This is a genomic window from Aeromonas sp. 96A (assembly GCF_051919165.1).
GTDB classification, from domain to species: domain Bacteria; phylum Pseudomonadota; class Gammaproteobacteria; order Enterobacterales; family Aeromonadaceae; genus Aeromonas; species Aeromonas veronii.
This window is the reverse complement of the sequence record NZ_JBQBFE010000001.1, coordinates 4,647,459-4,664,660: the sequence shown is the minus strand read 5'-3', so window position 1 is coordinate 4,664,660 and position 17,202 is coordinate 4,647,459. Positions and strand designations below refer to the sequence as shown.

The window sequence follows — 17,202 nt, the reverse complement described above, 5'->3', positions numbered from 1 at the left end:
GAACAACCGGACAATCATACAGCCAGGCTGTTTGCTCTCCCTGATGGAACAGGGAGCGCAATCTCATATGAACTTGAACGAGAGCTGATACCGTGACCTTACTCTGGATCTTGCTAATTCCTTTTATCGGCGGCTTGCTCTGCTGGCAGATGGAGCGTCTCGGCGGGCAGTTTGTCCGCTGGGTTGCCCTGCTCTCCATGAGCGCCAGCTTGTTGCTATCCTGTGCCATCTGGCTAAGTGGTGATTTCTCCCTTGCCACGACCGGCCTCGACAGCGCGGGCGTCTCTGGTGCTGCCTCCGCCTGGGCCGCCGAGTGGCGCCTGCCGTGGATCCCCAGCTTCGGCATCTCTTTGCATCTGGCGGTGGATGGCCTGTCGCTCTTGATGGTGATCCTCACCTGCTTTATCGGGGTACTGGCCATTCTCTGTTCGTGGAAAGAGATCGTACAGCGCATCGGCTTCTTCCACCTCAACCTGCTCTGGATCCTGGGCGGCGTGCTCGGGGTCTTTATGGCGCTGGACCTGTTCCTCTTCTTCTTTTTCTGGGAGATGATGCTGGTTCCCATGTACTTCCTGATTGCGCTCTGGGGCCACTCGGTCACTGACGGCAAATCACGGATCAACGCCGCAACCAAGTTCTTCATCTACACCCAGGTGAGCGGCCTTATCATGCTGGTGGCCATCATCGGGCTGGTGCTGACCCACCAGCATGCCACCGGAGTCTTCACCTTCAACTATCTGGAGCTGCTCAATACCCCGATGAGCAAGGGCGTTCAGTGGCTGCTGATGCTGGGCTTCTTTATCGCCTTCGCGGTCAAGATGCCGCTGGTACCGCTGCACGGCTGGCTGCCGGATGCCCACAGTCAGGCGCCGACCGCAGGTTCGGTGGATCTCGCCGGTATTTTGCTCAAAACCGCCGCCTACGGTCTGCTGCGCTTTGCCTTACCGCTGTTCCCCGAGGCGTCCGCCGAGTTTGCCCCCTACGCCATGGTGCTTGGCCTGATCGGTATCGTCTACGGTGCCATCGTGGCCTTTGCCCAGACCGACATCAAACGGCTGGTAGCCTACACCAGCATCTCCCACATGGGTTTTGTGATGATCGCCATCTACTCGGGTAGCGAGCTGGCCCTGCAGGGCGCCGTGGTGCAGATGATCGCCCACGGTCTCTCGGCTGCCGGCCTCTTTATCCTCTGCGGTCAGCTCTACGAGCGGTTGCACACCCGGGATCTGCGCCAGATGGGCGGCCTGTGGGGACGCCTGCGCTATCTGCCCGGCGTGATGCTCTTCTTCTCGGTAGCGTCGCTCGGCATGCCGGGCACCGGCAACTTTGTCGGCGAGTTCCTGATCCTGGTCGGCAGCTTCCAGGTTGCCCCTGTCATCACGGCGGTCGCCACCTTCGGTCTGGTGCTGGCCTCGGTCTACTCTCTCATCATGTTGCAGCGTGCCTGCTTTGGCCCCGCCAAGGATGAGAGCATGCTCAAGGGGCTGGATCGCCGCGAGCTGACCATGATGATGGTGATCGCGGGCCTGCTGGTTCTGCTTGGCCTCTATCCCCAACCCGTGATTGACACCGCCAGCAGCAGCCTTATCAACGTGCTGCACTGGTATCTGCTGCCGACTGCTGGAGCTCTGCAATGACTTTCTCCGCTTCCCAACTGCTGGCACTGCTTCCCCTGCTGTTGACCACCGGGGCCATGGCGGCCCTGATGCTGGCCATCGCCTGGCGCCGCTGTGTCACCACCGCCTTTACCGTGACCATTGTTGGCCTCAACCTTGCTCTGTTCTCGCTGCCCATCGTGATGGCGCAAGGGGATCAGGGGGTCACCCCGCTGCTGCAAGTGGACAGTTACGCCGTCTTCTACATGGGACTGGTACTGATCGGCGCCCTGGCCACCTGCACCTTCGGCCAGTCGTGGCTGAAAGCCTACCCGGACAACCGGGAAGAGTTCTTCCTGCTGCTGCTGATCGCCACCGCTGGTGGTCTGGTGCTGGCCTGCTCCCGTCACCTAGCCTCTCTCTTTATCGGGATCGAGATGTTGACCCTGCCGATGTTCGGTCTGGTGGGTTACGCCTACCGCGAGCGCCACTCGCTGGAAGCCGCGGTGAAATACATGGTGCTCTCTGCCGCCGCCACCGCCTTCCTGTTGTTTGGCATGGCGCTGCTCTACGCGCAGGCTGGCAGCCTGAGCTTTGCCGCCCTGGGGCAGACCCTGGCCGAGAGCCCGGCTCACCACCCGCTGCTGATGGGCGGTTTGGGGTTAATGCTGGTCGGCTTTGCCTTTAAACTCTCTCTGGCCCCCTTCCACCTCTGGACCCCGGATGTCTACGAAGGTGCCCCGGCACCGGTCGCCACCTTCCTCGCCACCGTCAGCAAGGTCGCCGTGTTTGCTGTGCTGCTGCGCTTCTATCTGGCGGTACCGGCGGCGAGCGATCCCATGATCCACTGGCTGCTGGCAGCCATGGCGGTCATCTCCATCCTGGTCGGCAACCTGCTGGCCCTGGTGCAGACCAACGTCAAACGGATGCTGGGTTACTCCTCCATCTCCCACTTCGGTTACCTGCTGGCGGTGATCGTGGCGAGCCGATTCGGCCAGATGCCGGTGGAAGCAGCCGGGGTCTACCTGCTGATGTATCTGTTCACCAGCCTGGGAGCCTTTGGGGTGGTGAGCATGATGTCGAGCCCCTATCGCGGCAAGGATGCAGACTCCCTGCACAGCTATCGCGGTCTGTTCTGGAAGCGCCCCTATCTGACTGCCGTACTGACGGTGATGATGTTGTCACTCGCGGGCATCCCGATGACCCTCGGCTTTATCGGCAAGTTCTACCTCATCGGCGTCACCGTCGAGGCGCAACTCTGGTGGCTCTCCGGTGCCATCGTGCTCGGCAGCGCACTGGGTCTCTACTACTACCTCAAGGTGATGGTGACCCTCTATCTGCGCGAACCGGGTATGCAGCAGCGGGATGCCAGCGCCGACTGGGCACTCTCCTCCGGTGGAGTGGTAGTGCTGCTCTCTGCAGCGCTGGTGGTGTTGCTGGGGCTCTATCCCCAGCCAGTCATCAGCTTGGTACAAGGGTTTCAGCACGTAGTCTTGCAGTAACCTTCACAGACGTACCCCCTCACCATTACCCGCAAAACCGGCAGCCTTGGCTGCCGGTTTTCTATTTGCGGACCGACAGCATCGCGCACTCCGCGAGCCAGCAAATGATAGATCAGTCAGCGAGGGTGATGCCCATCATGGTTTTTGCCATACAACCAGAACCGGGCGAGATCCTCATACCCTCTTGAATTCCTTATTGATATATTGGTTATATTCTGGAATGGAGTTCAGATTGATGAAGCAACACTACGTTTGCCAATTTAACCCGACAGAACTGGCTGCCACGCTGGCACCCTTGCAAGGAGGCAAGCTGACCATACTGCTGGCCGAACAGGATTGCGCGCAGGTTCCCCTGTTGCAGCAGTTGTGTCGCGACTTCAACATCGCCCTGGATGGCGCCATTTTCCCCCAGCTGATCGGTGCGCAAGGATTGTTGCCGCAAGGGGCCTGGCTACTGCCCAGAGCCAACCCCTATCACGCCACACTGCTGCCCCTGACACCGCAGGCCAGCGCAGTATCCCTTGCCCACCGGATTGCGGAACAGGTGGAGAACATGCTGGCCACCTGGCCAACCCCCTCGCCGCCACCAACCCTGTTTCTGACCTTCGACAACCTCATTCCCAATATCGCCTCCATTCTGGATGCGCTTTATCTGCAACTGGCCAATCGCGTCAACTATGCCGGCGCCAACGCAGGCAGCGGCAGCTTCATCCCCCTTGCCTGCCTGTTCGACAATCAACGGCAACTTGCCTACGGGGTCACCTGTACGCTGCTGCCCAGCAACAGCTTTCCCTTTCTGGAACATGGTTACCAGCTCTCGGCCCAACCGATGCTGGCCACCAGCAGTGAAGCGAACAAGATTGCCTACATCGACTGGCAACCGGCCTTTCAAAAATATCAGGGGCTGATCAGCCAGCAATTCCAGCACACTATGGTGCGCGAGGAGCTCTACCGTTTCGTGGTGCACATGCCACTGGGCCTGCTGCGGGCCAACGGGGATGTGATTGTCAGGATCCCCGTCGAGGCAAACGATGACGGCGCCCTGCTCTGCGCCGGCGAGGTCGCGGAGCACAGCATCCTCACCCTGCTGAAGGCGCCAGAGAGTGCCACCGAACATGCCTGCTTACTGGCCAGGCGCCTCAACCAGCAACAAACCCTCACCCGGGCACACTTGCTGGAGGTCTACTACTGCGCAGGACGCCAGCTGCACTTCGACCAGCAGACGGTGACCGAGCTGCACACCCTGCTGACCCACTCGGGGGCCGGCGATCTGGCAGGAGCCCTCTCCCTTGGCGAAATTGGCAGCGTGCGCCACGGGGATTACCCCCAATTTCATAACGGCGCCATTCTCTGTAACGGGGCATTAATATGAACAACGACCACGCCATGGCCATCGTCTGCGATCTGGCGCTCTGCATCGGGCGTGAAGTCACGCTGGATGCGCTGCTCACCAAGGTACTGCAACGCTTCATGCATCACTGCGCCACGCCGGTTGGCGCGGTATTGCAGCAACAACGGGAGGGATACAAGCTGCTCAAGGTGATCGGCGACGAGCAGCTGCGCCAGCACACCGGCACCACCCTGCCACTGCCTGGGTGGGTCAGCGAGGAGGAGCACTGCCTGCTGCAACAGACGCTCCCCCTGCCGGGCAGCCGCCCCTACCAGTTTGCCTATCGGCTCAAGGTTGAAGGGGGTTATCTCATCTTGCTGCTCGCCCCCCAGCCACATCAGCAGATCGTACCGGTCTGCCATCTGTTCAGCCCGGTGCTCGGCAACCTGGCCCGCGCCATTTCCCTGTGCAAGGACAGCGAGCTGCTCGCTCTGCGTCAGCAGGCCGAACTGAAGGATCTGAAACACTTCAACGAATCCCTGCTCAAGGCCATCCCGATCCCGGTGTTCTACAAAGATATCGAGGGGCGATTTCTGGGCTGCAACCAGGCCTTCAATCAGGTGATCGGCATCGGCAAGGAGGCGCTGCTGGGTCGACGGGTCGAGGAGCTGCTGCCAGTCGGGCTTGCCGAGGCCTACAGCATGCGGGAAGCCGAGTTGCTGCGAAGTCGCCAGCCCCAGTGCATCGAACAGCAGTTGCATGATCGCAATGGCATGCGCTATCAGGTCATCTGTTTCAAGGATCTCTTCTATGACCATCAGGGGATGGTTGCCGGCATCATCGGCACCCTGGTCGACATCACCCGCCTCAAGGAGAGCGAGCACCACCAGCGTGAGCTGCTGTTCCAGACCATCAGTGCCCTCGCCAGCGCCATCAGCCACAAAGATCGCAACAGTGCGGGCCATGAGCTGAGGGTGCGCGATTTGGCACTGGCCATCGGGCAGGCCATGCAACTGCGGCAAGAGCGGCTGGATGCGCTGGGACTGGCGGCCATGGTGCACAATATCGGCCTGCTGCAGATCCCCACCGAGATCATCACTCGCCCCCGTGAATTGCGGCCGGTGGAGTTCGAACTGATCAAGCAGCACCCCCAGGCCGGCCACGATATTCTCAAACAGATCGACTTCCCCTGGCCCATCGCCACCATAGTGCTGCAGCACCACGAAAACCTCGATGGCAGCGGCTATCCGCAGGGGCTGGCGGGCAACGCCATTACCCTGGAGGCGCGCATTATCCGGGTGGCCGACTCGCTGATCGCCATGACCTCCCATCGCCCGTTCCGCCGGGCCATGCCCCTGAGTGACGCCTTTGCCGAACTGACCCGCTATGCCGGGATCCATTACGATGAAAAAGTGGTCAACAGCTGTATCGTGCTCTGGCAGACCGGCTACCACTTCGGTCCTCCCATCAGTCAACTTGCAGACAAGGCGGGATAAGATGTCAGAACTCCTCACCTCCTGTGCACTCCCCCACCCACTGACCAATGCGCTCCCCTCCTCGGCGCTGTTGCTGACCCAAGTGATGGATCAGCTTCCCTATCGGGTGCTGCTCAAAGACACCCGATTCAGCTACATTGCGGGCAACCGCCTGCTGGCGGCGGATCTCGCCCTCTCCCCAGAGGCACTGGTGGGCAAGAATGACTGCGACTTTTTTCCCCCCGAACTGGTACAGCGCTATCGGGAGGATGACGCCCGAGTCATGCGCGAGGGGATACACCAGCACATCGAAGAGCCCTATCTGAAGGGGGGAGAAGCCCGCTGGCTCAGCACCACCAAGTTTCCCCTGCGTGATGAGGCGGGGGTCATCGTGGGGGTCGGCGTCTTCTTCGAAGACATTACCGAGCAGAAGTGGCAGCAGGAGAAACTGCAACAGTACACCTGGACCCAGCAGGCGATCAGCCGCGCCCACCACGCCCTGCTCAAACCGGGCGATGAGCCACAACTGCTGCAGGATATCTGCGATGCCATCGCCGTCGATGACCGTTTTCCGCTGGTCGCAGTGCTGCAAGGCCAGCCCGAACCCGCCCAACCGCCGAGGATCGTGGCGCAGGCAGGCAGTGCCGATGCATCGGAACAAACGTTGTGGTTGAACGATGAGGCCCTCACCCAGGCCATCCTCCACCAGCGGCGTCTCAATCAGGTGATCTTCCACGAGCGGCACCATACCGGCCACCACCCGTTGCGTTCCCGCCTGCTGATCCCCTTGCCACTGCAGGAGGATCTGGCCGGTGCGCTGATCATTCACAGCGACCAGCCACGGTTGTTCAGCCAGGAGGAGGAGCAGCTCTTCATCCAACTGACCGACTACCTCACCTATGGCCTGCAGGCGCGCCATACCCAGCAGGCTTATCTGCGCTCGCAACAGGAGAAGATCTTCCATGCCCGCCAGCTGGAGCTGGCACTGGAAGATGCGCTGGGTGCCATCGCTGCCGTGCTGGAGCAGCGCGATCCCTATACCGCTGGCCATCAGAAACATGTGGCCAAGCTGGCCCAAGCCATCGGCCGGGAGCTCAGGCTGGAAGAGAAGCGGCTGCGGGGGATCTATCTGGGCGCCATGGTGCACGATATCGGCAAGATCCAGGTACCGGCCGAAATTCTCACCAAACCGGAGCGCCTCACGCCGCTGGAGTTCGAGCTGGTCAAGGAACACCCCGCCATCGGCTATCTGGTGCTCAAGGATATCGACTTCCCCTGGCCCATCGCCCGGATGATCCACCAGCACCACGAGTATCTCGATGGCTCCGGCTATCCGCAGGGGCTCAAGGGGGATGAGATCCTGCTGGAGGCCCGCATCCTCACCGTCGCCGATATCGTCGAATCCATGTCCTCGGATCGCCCCTATCGCGCCGCCCTCGGCATTCCCCAGGCCCGTGAGCAGATCATCCAGATGCGCGGCCATCAGCTCGATGCGGATGTGGTGGATGCCTGCCTGCGGATCCTCGACCGGGGAGACTTTATCCCCCAACCGCTCGGCAAGCCGTAACGACACGGATAAAAAACCGGCCAATTGGCCGGTTTCTGTTTTTATGCGCTGGCGCTCTCTCTATTAACCCAGACGAACCCGGGCGTTGCGGAACATCCGCATCCAGGCGCCGTCCTCACCCCAGTTGTCGGGGTGCCAAGAGTTGGCCACGGTGCGGAACACCCGCTCCGGGTGCGGCATCATGATGGTGGCGCGGCCATCGGTGGTGGTCACGGCGGTGATACCATCCGGCGAGCCGTTCGGGTTGGCCGGGTACTGCTCGGTCACGCTGCCGCGGTTGTCGACAAAGCGCAGCCCTACCAGACCGCTCTGCTGCAGTGCGCTCAGGTGAGCGGCATCGCGCACCTCGACACGCCCTTCCCCGTGGGAAACGGCAATAGGCATCACCGAACCTGCCATGCCGGCGAAGAAGGCCGACGGGGACTCCTGCACCTCAACCAGACTGAAGCGGGCCTCGAAGCGCTCGGAGCGGTTGCGCACAAAGCGCGGCCACAGCTCAGCACCCGGGATGAGGTCTCGCAGGTTGGACATCATCTGGCAACCGTTGCAGACACCCAGAGAGAGGGTATCGCCACGCTCGAAGAAGCGCTGGAACTGCTCGCGGGCGTTGTCATTGAACAGGATGGACTTGGCCCAGCCTTCCCCCGCCCCCAGCACGTCACCGTAGGAGAAACCGCCACAGGCCACCAGGGTCTGGAACTCCTCCAGCTTGATGCGACCGGAGAGAATGTCGCTCATATGGACATCGACCGCCGCGAAACCGGCACGATCGAACGCCGCCGCCATCTCCACATGGGAGTTGACCCCCTGCTCGCGCAGCACCGCCAGACGGGGGGAGACCCCGCGGGCAATGTAAGGTGCAGCCACATCCTCGGACGGGTTGTAAGTCAGCTTGGCATGCAGACCCGGATCGGTGGCGTCCTGACGGGCCGCGTGCTCACTGTCGGCACACTCGGGGTTGTCGCGCAGGCGCTGCATCTGCCAACTGGTCTCGCCCCAGATGGTGCGAAGGGCGGTACGGCTGGCACGATAGACCTCCTGGCCGCCCCGCTGCAAGGTGATGAGGTCCCCTTCGCGCACGGTACCGAGCACATGGGAACAGGCCGCCAGACCGTGACCAGCCAGCAGGGTCATCACCGCCTCTTTATCTTCACGACGCACCTGAATGACGGCGCCCAGCTCTTCGTTGAACAGCGCCGGCAGCAGCTCGCCGCCAATGCGATCGAGCTGGATGTCGAGGCCGCAGTGGCCGGCAAACGCCATTTCGGTCAGGGTGACGAACAGGCCGCCGTCGGAGCGGTCGTGGTAGGCGATCAGTTTGCGATCGGCTACCAGTGCCTGAATGGCGTTGAAGAAGCCCTTGAGCTGGACCGGATTGTCGAGATCCGGCGCCTTGTCACCCAGCTGGCGATAGACCTGCGCCAACGCCGAGGCGCCGAGGCGCCGCTTGCCATTGCCAAGGTCGATGAGGATAAGGTCGGTTTCACCGAGATCGGTACGCAGTTGTGGCGTGACGGTGTTGCGCACATCCTCGACCCGGGCAAAGGCGGAGATGAGCAGGGAGAGCGGCGAGGTGACGCTGTGCTCCTTGCCATCCTGCTGCCAGCGGGTCTTCATGGACATGGAGTCCTTGCCCACCGGGATGGTGATGCCAAGGGCCGGGCAGAGCTCCTCGCCCACCGCTTTGACCGCCTCATAGAGACCGGCATCTTCCCCCGGATGACCGGCAGCGGCCATCCAGTTGGCGGAAAGCTTGACCCGCTTGAGGGAACCGATGTGGGCCGGCGCCAGGTTGGTGAGCGCTTCCGCCACCGCCATACGAGCGGATGCGGCGTGGGAGAGCAGCGCCACCGGGGTACGCTCGCCCATGGACATGGCTTCGCCGTGATAGCTGTCGTAGGTGGCCGCGGTGACGGCGCAATCGGCCACCGGGATCTGCCAGGGGCCAACCATCTGATCGCGATTGACCAAGCCAGTCACGCTGCGATCGCCGATGGTGATAAGGAAGGACTTCTCCGCCACGGTCGGCAGACGCAGAACCCGCTCGGCCGCGTCACTCAAAGTGATGCCATCGAGCTGGAGCGCTTTGCCTTGTGCAGGCAGGGTCACCACGTCGCGGTGCATCTTGGGCGCCTTGCCCAGCAGCACGTCCAGCGGCAGATCGATGGGCTGATTGTCAAAGTGGCTGTCAGAGAGGGTCAGATGCTTCTCTTCGGTCGCGGTGCCGATCACGGCATAGGGTGCGCGCTCACGCTCGCACAGGGCCTTGAACAGCGGCAGCTTGTCCTGCGCTACCGCCAGCACGTAACGCTCCTGGGATTCGTTGCACCAGATCTCCAGCGGGCTCATGCCCGGCTCGTCGCTCTGGATGGCGCGCAAATCGAAACGACCGCCACGCTCACCGTCGTTGACCAGCTCCGGCATGGCGTTGGAGAGACCGCCCGCCCCCACATCGTGGATAAAGACGATAGGGTTGTCGTCACCCAGCTGCCAGCAGCGATCGATCACCTCCTGGCAACGGCGCTCCATCTCGGGGTTGTCACGCTGCACCGAGGCAAAGTCGAGATCTTCGGCTGACTGGCCGGAGGCCATGGAGGATGCGGCACCACCGCCCAGACCGATGTTCATCGCCGGGCCGCCCAGCACGATCAGCGCCGCGCCGACCGGGATCTCCCCTTTCTGGACATGTTCGGTGCGGATGTTGCCGATGCCGCCTGCCAGCATGATAGGTTTGTGGTAGCCACGCACCTCGACGCCGTTGTGGCTCGGCACCTCCTCTTCGAAGGTACGGAAGTAGCCGAGAATGGCCGGACGGCCGAACTCGTTGTTAAACGCGGCGCCGCCGAGCGGCCCCTCCTGCATGATGTCGAAGGCACTGACGATACGGCTCGGCTTGCCGAAATCCTGCTCCCAGGGCTGCTCGAAGCCGGGAATGCGCAGGTTGGAGACGGAGAAACCGACCAGACCCGCCTTGGGCTTGGCACCGCGACCGGTGGCCCCCTCGTCGCGGATTTCGCCGCCGGAGCCGGTGGCTGCGCCCGGGAACGGGGAGATCGCGGTCGGGTGGTTGTGGGTCTCCACCTTCATCAGGATGTCGACCTGCTCCTGGTGATACTGGTATTCGCCGTTGGCCGGGCTCGGGAAGAAGCGGCCACCCTGGCTCCCTTCCATCACGGCGGCGTTGTCTTTATAGGCAGAGAGGACATGATCCGGCGTCTGCTCGAAGGTGTTCTTGATCATCTTGAACAGCGACTTGGGCTGCTGCTCGCCATCGATGGTCCAGTCGGCATTGAAGATCTTGTGACGGCAGTGTTCGGAGTTCGCCTGGGCGAACATGTAGAGCTCGATGTCGTTGGGGTTGCGACCCAACTTGGTGAAGTTCTCCACCAGATAGTCGATTTCGTCGTCGGCCAGCGCCAGACCGAGCGCCACGTTGGCTTCGGCCAGGGCTGCGCGACCACCGCCCAGCACATCCACCTGGGTGAAGGGGCGCGGCTCGTGGTGAGCAAACAGGGCGGCAGCTTCGCTCATCTCGGCAAACACCACTTCCATCATCCGATCATGGAGCACGGCGGCAATGGCGCTGCGCTGGGCGGCACTCAGCTCACCCTGCCCCTTGATGGTCAGGTAATAGGCAATACCACGCTCCAGCCGCTTGACCTGTTTCAGGCCGCAGTTGTGGGCGATGTCGGTTGCTTTGGAAGACCAGGGGGAGATAGTGCCGGGGCGGGGGGTAACAAGAAACAGCTGACCGCTGGGGGTGTGTTCGGGGATAGTCGGGCCGTAGCGCAAGAGCTGGCCCAAGGTCGCTCGCTCGGGGGGAGAGAGGGGGCTTGTCAGCTCGGCAAAGTGCACATACTCGGCATAGACATCCTCTATCTCTACTCCGCTCTCTACTCCACTCTCGTTTCTCATCTGTGCGAAGCGTTGCAGCAGTTTTTGGACACGAAAATCAGACAGTGCTGGGGCACCACGCAAGATATCCATATGACCTTTCTCACCAAGTTTTAAAGTGGGGGGGGAATTGAGACGCGCGTATTATAGGGATCTGGCTCACAGCGGACAAACGTTTTTCTCACTTCGTGCAGTGTGACTCTGCGCACACTCTCTGGTATAAAGGTGCCTCTTTTTTGACAAATGCCGATTTTTTCAACAAAGGTACTCACCTACTTGCGCTGCATTTTTCGACTGTTTATCGGGCTGTTGTTGACGCTGACGCTGGTTGGCTGCGACTTCTATAGCCCCTCCAGCCAGCTGGAGCAGATCCGCCAGCGAGGCGAGATCCGGGTTGGCACCATCTATGGTCCCACCTCCTATTACCAGCGTGACGACCTCGCCCAGGGGTTCGATTACGAGCTGGCGCAAAATTATGCCGACTGGTTGGGGGTGAAACTCACCATCATCCCAGTCGACACCACTGACCAACTGGTTACCCTGCTGAAAAAGGGCAAACTCGATCTGGCGGCTGCCGCCATCATGGTCACCCCCGAGCGGCGCGAGCTGTTTCGCTTCGGCCCGGGCTTCTACCAGGTCTCCCCCAAACTGGTCTACCGCAACGGCAAGCCCAAGCCGGCCTCATTGAACGATATCAAGGGCAAGCTGGTGGTAGCCGCCGGCTCCACCGGTGAAGATCTGCTCAAAGAGATGAGCAAAGAGAATCCGAAACTAGCCTGGAGCACCAGCGACAACGCCGATGTGGAGGAGCTGCTCAAGCAGGTGGTGGATGGCAAGATTGACTACACGGTGGTGCAGGATACCGTGCTGGCCCGTACCCAGCGCTACTACCCGGAGCTCACCGAGGGGCTGACCCTGGCCCAGAAGCAGACCGTTGCCTGGGCCATGAGCAAGCTGCCCGATGACAGCCTCTATGCCAGCGTGATCGACTTCTTCGGTCAGCGCTTTATGGATGGTGCCATCGCCAAGCTTGACGAGAAGTACTTCGGCCATGTGCAGAACTTCGACTTTGTCGATACCCGCACCTTCCTCAAGCGCGCCAAGAGCCTGCTGCCCAAGTACCAGCCGCTGTTCCAGACCCACGCCAAGAATATCGACTGGCGTCTGCTCGCCGCCATCAGCTATCAGGAGTCCCACTGGGACCCGCAGGCCCGCTCCTACACCGGCGTGCGTGGCATGATGATGCTGACCGAGCCCACTGCCAAGGCGATGGGAGTCAACGACCGGCTTCATCCGGAAGAGAGCATCAAGGGTGGCTCCCTCTATCTGCAACAGATGATGGAGAAGGTGCCGGATTCGGTGCCCGATGACGAGAAGGTGTGGTTTGCCCTCACCGCCTACAACATCGGTTACGGCCACATGATGGATGCCCGCCGCCTGACCAAAGAGCTCGGCAAGAATCCCGACGCCTGGAGCGACGTGAAAGAGGTGCTGCCGCTGCTGCAGCAAGCGCGCTGGCACCGCAAGGTACGTTACGGCTATGCCCGTGGCAGCGAGGCGCGCAACTATGTCAACAACGTGCGCCAGTATTACCAGAGTCTGCTCTGGCTCGACAACGAGCAACAGAAGGCACATCAGCGAGAGAGTCTCGACAACGACAGCGAGCCCGAGCTGGCCGAGCGCCCCACCGCCATCGCCGAAGTGGTCAATCAGATCACCATGCGCTAACCAGCCATTATTCGGCTGTTTTCACGCAAACTTCTCTGTTACCATCGATTCACATCGGAGCCTATCCGAAATCGCATTGTTTTCATTATGTTGAGAGATTAAATAACAGCAATTTCGGATGGGCTCCATCAATGACCCAAGGCCTGGATGGCCACCTGAGTTGGGAGGAGACCAAGATGCAAAAACGTAGAAAAATCAGTCTGGTCAGAAAAGCGAAGTGCAGCTGGAGCCCCAGACGCAAACTCAAGCTTAATGACATCAAGCGCAATCTGTGGCGCAGAAATCGATCCTATACCCTGCTTATTGCAGAGCACACAGCATAAACCCGGCATTCGCCGGGTTTTTTTATCTTCTTTCTCACATGAATACTGTCTTACACCAGCGCCGCCTTGAACTGTACCGACCGCTTGGAGATCAGCGAGTTGCAGTGGTTGCAGAAGTAATCCACCGCGCCGCACGCCTTGAGACGCTCCAGCTCCTGCTGGCAGGTGGGGCAGATGGCCGTGACACGGACATTGGCCTGACACTGGCCACAGGTTTGCTCCTTGCTGCGGGTATCCAGTTCAGCCTGGCATGACGGGCAAAACAGGGCTTCCATAATCAACTCCTCGAAAGTGGATCTGCCATGGTCTTGTTCCATGGCAGATCCCCCTCACCTTAACATGGCGAGGATAACAAAGCGGCTGCCGGTGAGGGCAGCCGCAAGGACTTATTTCTTCTTCATTTTCAGCAGGCGTTTGCGCTGACGTTCCTGACTCAGGGTCATGGTGTTCTTCTTCCCTTCAAACGGGTTGACCGACTCCTGGAACTCGACCCGGATCGGCGAGCCCATGATCTTGAGGGACTTGCGGAAGTAGTTGATCAAATACCGCTTGTAGGAGTCCGGCAAGTCGTTCAGCTGGTTGCCGTGGATCACGATGCGCGGCGGGTTATAGCCACCGGCGTGGGCATACTTGAGCTTGACGCGGCGACCATTGACCATCGGCGGCTGGTGATCTTCCTGCGCCATCTGCATGATGCGGGTCAGCATGGCCGTGCTGGTACGACGGGTGGCGGACTGGTAAGCCTCCTGAATGGATTCAAACAGATGGCCGACACCGCTGCCGTGCAGGGCGGAGATGAAGTGAACGCGGGCGAAGTCGATGAAGCCCAAGCGACGATCCAGCTCGTTCTTCACATCCTCTTTCACCTTCTGATCCAGACCATCCCACTTGTTCACCACCAGCACCACGGAGCGACCGGCGTGGAGCACATAGCCAAGGATACTCAAGTCCTGATCGGTGATGGTCTCCTGGGCGTCGATCACCAGCAGGCAAACGTTGGCATCTTCAATGGCTTTCAGTGTCTTGATAACGGAGAACTTCTCCACCGTCTCGTGCACCTTGCCACGACGACGAACACCGGCAGTATCGATGACCACATACTTCTGCTCGTCACGCTCCATCGGAATGTAAACGGAGTCACGGGTGGTTCCGGGCATGTCATAGACGATGACCCGATCTTCACCCAGCATGCGGTTGGTCAGGGTAGACTTACCGACGTTGGGACGACCAACGATGGCGAACTTGATGGGCAGGTCGGCGAACGGGGTCTCCTTGGTGTCCTCTTTGGTATCGAGTTCACCGGCAGCCACCATGCGCAGCAGGGCTTCTTCGTCGAAGTCCTCCTCTTCCTCATCCTGCGCATCTTCATCGGTAGCGGAGTCGACCAGGGTCTCCAGATGGGGAGCCAGGGCCAGTTCCAGCAGGCTCAGCACGCCACGACCGTGGGCGGCCGCTATCTGGTAGACCTCGCCCAGCGCCAGACCGTAGAACTCGGAGACCGCGGAATCACCGTCGATACCGTCGGTCTTGTTGGCCACCAGAAATACCTTCTTGTGAGCCTTGCGCAAGTGTTCGGCGATGGCTTGATCCGCTGCGGTCAGGCCGGCACGGGCATCCACCATGAACAGCACAACGTCCGCTTCTTCGATGGCCAGCAGGGATTGCTCGGCCATCTTCAGCTCGATCCCCTCTTCGGTGCCATCGATACCGCCGGTATCGACCACGATAAATTCCAGCTCGCCCAACTTCGCCTGACCGTATTTACGGTCCCGGGTCAGACCGGGAAAATCGGCAACCAGGGCATCCCGAGTACGGGTCAAGCGGTTAAACAGGGTGGATTTCCCCACGTTGGGGCGGCCCACCAGGGCTACTACAGGAGTCATAAAAGCCTCATTCTCAAGACGACAAAGGCTCCGGGTCCGAAGACCAGGAGCCGGATATTCACATTATCGGACGATCAAGGACGCTTGAGGGCGTACAACTTGCCGTCACGGCTCTGCACATACAGGGTCTCGCCATCCACCAGCGGGGCGGCGTAGAGACCACTGCTATCGAGCTGCTGCATCGCCTTGATGGTACCGTCGGTACGATCAAGCCAATACAGGTATCCTTCCACATCACCCACCACCACATAGTCACCGAAGATGACAGGTGCAGTGACGGTACGATTTTCCAGCTGGGTGTTGGACCACAGCTCCAGACCGTTGCGACGGTCGATGGCAAACAGGTGGCTGCGGCTGTCGGTCAGCACGATGGCATTACCGGTCATCGCCAGATCGCGATAGCCGGAATACTTGCGCTTCCACACTTCATCGCCGGTCATCAGCTTGCGCGCCATCAGCTGACCGTTGTAGGCGATGGCGTAGAGCTCATCACCGGCAATCAGCGGGCTGGCATCGACGTCAACCATGCGGTCCAGCTCGGTGGCACCGCGCGGATCAGCCACCTTGGACTGGCGCACAGGCTGGCCGTTGCTCAGCAGGGCGATGCCCACCTTGCCATCGGCACGACCGTAAATCACGGCGCCGTTGGTGATCACAGGTGCACCGGCACTGCGCAGGGTCAGCGGCGGCTGCTCTTCGGAGAGCGACCACTGCATCTTGCCTTCATCAGTGTCGAGGGCGATCAGGCGACCGGAGGTGGTCAACACCACCACGCGGCCATCTTCCACCGCGGGGCTTGCCACCACTTCGCCGGGCACATTGGTCTGCCACAGCACTTCACCATTCTCTTCGTTCAGGGCGTAGACCACCCCGTTCTCGGAGCCGAGGAACAGCTTGCCGTAACGGGAGACCAGACCACCCGAGAGGCGGGCGCTGCGCTTGTCGGCGTTGACCGGCAGGTCAGCCAGATCGACAGTCCAGAGGCGATCACCACTGGCACGGTCAAAGGCGCTGACATCGCCGTCACGAGCCGCCGCGTAGATGCGATCCTCTTCCACCACCGGCTTGAGCTGGGAGTAGAAGTCGCCGATGCCATCACCCACAGTGGATGACCATGCGGTGTCGGCAGTGAAGGCAGATTCAACCTTGGGCAGCGGCGCCATCGGGTTGAGATCCTCTTCGGAACTGAACAGGGAACAACCCTGCAGAGCGAAGGAGACCGCAGCCCCCAGCGCCACCATCTTGAATAGATTACGCATCCGGTGCCTCACCAGTCGCAACGGCCGGCAGGGCCAGATCGTCCATTTTCAGCTTGAGCTCGGCGCTACCCTGCAGGCCGCCGGCATCCGCCGCCGCCTGATAGGCATCACGAGCCTCTTCGGTCTTGCCCTGCTTTTGCAGCACATCACCACGGGCTTCGGCTACCTGCGCCTTGAAGGCCTCATTCTGGATGGTCGCCAGCTTGGCCAGCGCTTCATCTGCCTTGCCCTGATCATTCAGCACACGGGCCAGACGCAGCGCCGCGATGGGACGAATGCTCTCGTCACCCGTGGTCGCCACCAGCTCCAGCTGCTCGGCAGCCAGATCCAGCTTGCCCGCCTTGACGGCAGCGGCAGCCAGTTGCAACGCAGCCAGTTCACCGTAGGAGTCACCCTTGTTGGCAGTGACAAACTGCTGCGCCTGCTCGAAACCGGCGGCATCGCCCTTGGCCAGCTGCTCAATCACCTGGTTGTAAGAGTGGGAGGAGGCCTCCATGGTCTCTTGCTGATGCTGGTTGTAATAGCGCCAGCCGAACAGACCGACCAGACCGATCACGGTCCCGGCAATCACCGAGGTTCCGTTCTCTTTCCACCACTCCTTGATAACCTCAACCTGTTGTTCTTCGGTGGTATAGACTTCCACAGC

11 protein-coding genes are annotated in these 17,202 nt (G+C 60.9%); 6 read left to right on the top strand and 5 right to left on the bottom strand.

All coding sequences use genetic code 11. The annotated features are described in order from the left end of the window. Nucleotides 1-92 precede the first annotated feature (92 nt). The 5 genes from nuoM to ACTG2W_RS21585 all read left to right on the top strand — a co-directional run bounded on the left by nuoM (nt 93) and on the right by ACTG2W_RS21585 (nt 7,469). Nucleotides 93-1,637 carry an NADH-quinone oxidoreductase subunit M gene (nuoM, locus tag ACTG2W_RS21605; RefSeq protein ID WP_440016527.1) on the top strand — a complete coding sequence of 515 codons (1,545 nt, stop codon included), beginning with the start codon at nt 93-95 and terminating at the stop codon, nt 1,635-1,637. Further along, on the top strand, nt 1,634-3,097 hold the full coding sequence (nuoN, locus tag ACTG2W_RS21600) for an NADH-quinone oxidoreductase subunit NuoN (protein WP_005351071.1): 1,464 nt from the start codon (nt 1,634-1,636) through the stop codon (nt 3,095-3,097). Before nuoM ends, nuoN begins: the two co-directional genes overlap by 4 nt. A 235-nt stretch (nt 3,098-3,332) precedes the next feature. Then, nucleotides 3,333-4,469, top strand: coding sequence for an FIST C-terminal domain-containing protein (locus ACTG2W_RS21595; protein ID WP_440016526.1), 1,137 nt, complete (start codon nt 3,333-3,335; stop codon nt 4,467-4,469). Then, nucleotides 4,466-5,923 carry an HD-GYP domain-containing protein gene (locus tag ACTG2W_RS21590; protein WP_106844524.1) on the top strand — a complete coding sequence of 486 codons (1,458 nt, stop codon included), beginning with the start codon at nt 4,466-4,468 and terminating at the stop codon, nt 5,921-5,923. Before ACTG2W_RS21595 ends, ACTG2W_RS21590 begins: the two co-directional genes overlap by 4 nt. Nucleotide 5,924: 1 nt before the next feature. After that, nucleotides 5,925-7,469 (top strand): HD domain-containing phosphohydrolase, encoded by a 1,545-nt coding sequence (locus ACTG2W_RS21585; RefSeq protein WP_106844525.1) that lies wholly within the window; start codon nt 5,925-5,927, stop codon nt 7,467-7,469. Between the two features lie 63 nt (nt 7,470-7,532). Here the strand turns inward: ACTG2W_RS21585 and purL are convergent, their stop codons facing one another. Further along, nucleotides 7,533-11,456, bottom strand: coding sequence for a phosphoribosylformylglycinamidine synthase (gene purL, locus ACTG2W_RS21580; protein ID WP_440016525.1), 3,924 nt, complete (start codon nt 11,454-11,456; stop codon nt 7,533-7,535). A 150-nt stretch (nt 11,457-11,606) separates the two neighbouring features. Here purL and mltF point away from each other — a divergent pair, with 150 nt between their 5' ends. Beyond that, nucleotides 11,607-13,091 carry a membrane-bound lytic murein transglycosylase MltF gene (mltF, locus tag ACTG2W_RS21575; protein WP_005344877.1) on the top strand — a complete coding sequence of 495 codons (1,485 nt, stop codon included), beginning with the start codon at nt 11,607-11,609 and terminating at the stop codon, nt 13,089-13,091. A 373-nt stretch (nt 13,092-13,464) separates the two neighbouring features. Here mltF and ACTG2W_RS21570 read toward each other — a convergent pair whose 3' ends face one another. The 4 genes from ACTG2W_RS21570 to ACTG2W_RS21555 form a co-directional block, all read right to left on the bottom strand. Then, nucleotides 13,465-13,689, bottom strand: coding sequence for a zinc ribbon domain-containing protein (locus ACTG2W_RS21570; RefSeq protein ID WP_106844528.1), 225 nt, complete (start codon nt 13,687-13,689; stop codon nt 13,465-13,467). Nucleotides 13,690-13,800: 111 nt separating this feature from the next. Next, entirely contained in the window at nt 13,801-15,297 is a 1,497-nt protein-coding gene (der, locus tag ACTG2W_RS21565; RefSeq protein WP_005333794.1) for a ribosome biogenesis GTPase Der, read from the bottom strand. Between the two features lie 74 nt (nt 15,298-15,371). Then, nucleotides 15,372-16,556 carry an outer membrane protein assembly factor BamB gene (gene bamB / locus ACTG2W_RS21560; protein ID WP_005333796.1) on the bottom strand — a complete coding sequence of 395 codons (1,185 nt, stop codon included), beginning with the start codon at nt 16,554-16,556 and terminating at the stop codon, nt 15,372-15,374. Then, nucleotides 16,549-17,199 carry a YfgM family protein gene (locus tag ACTG2W_RS21555; protein ID WP_021229680.1) on the bottom strand — a complete coding sequence of 217 codons (651 nt, stop codon included), beginning with the start codon at nt 17,197-17,199 and terminating at the stop codon, nt 16,549-16,551. The genes bamB and ACTG2W_RS21555 overlap by 8 nt, the downstream gene beginning before the upstream one ends. Between the last annotated feature and the right edge of the window lie 3 nt (nt 17,200-17,202).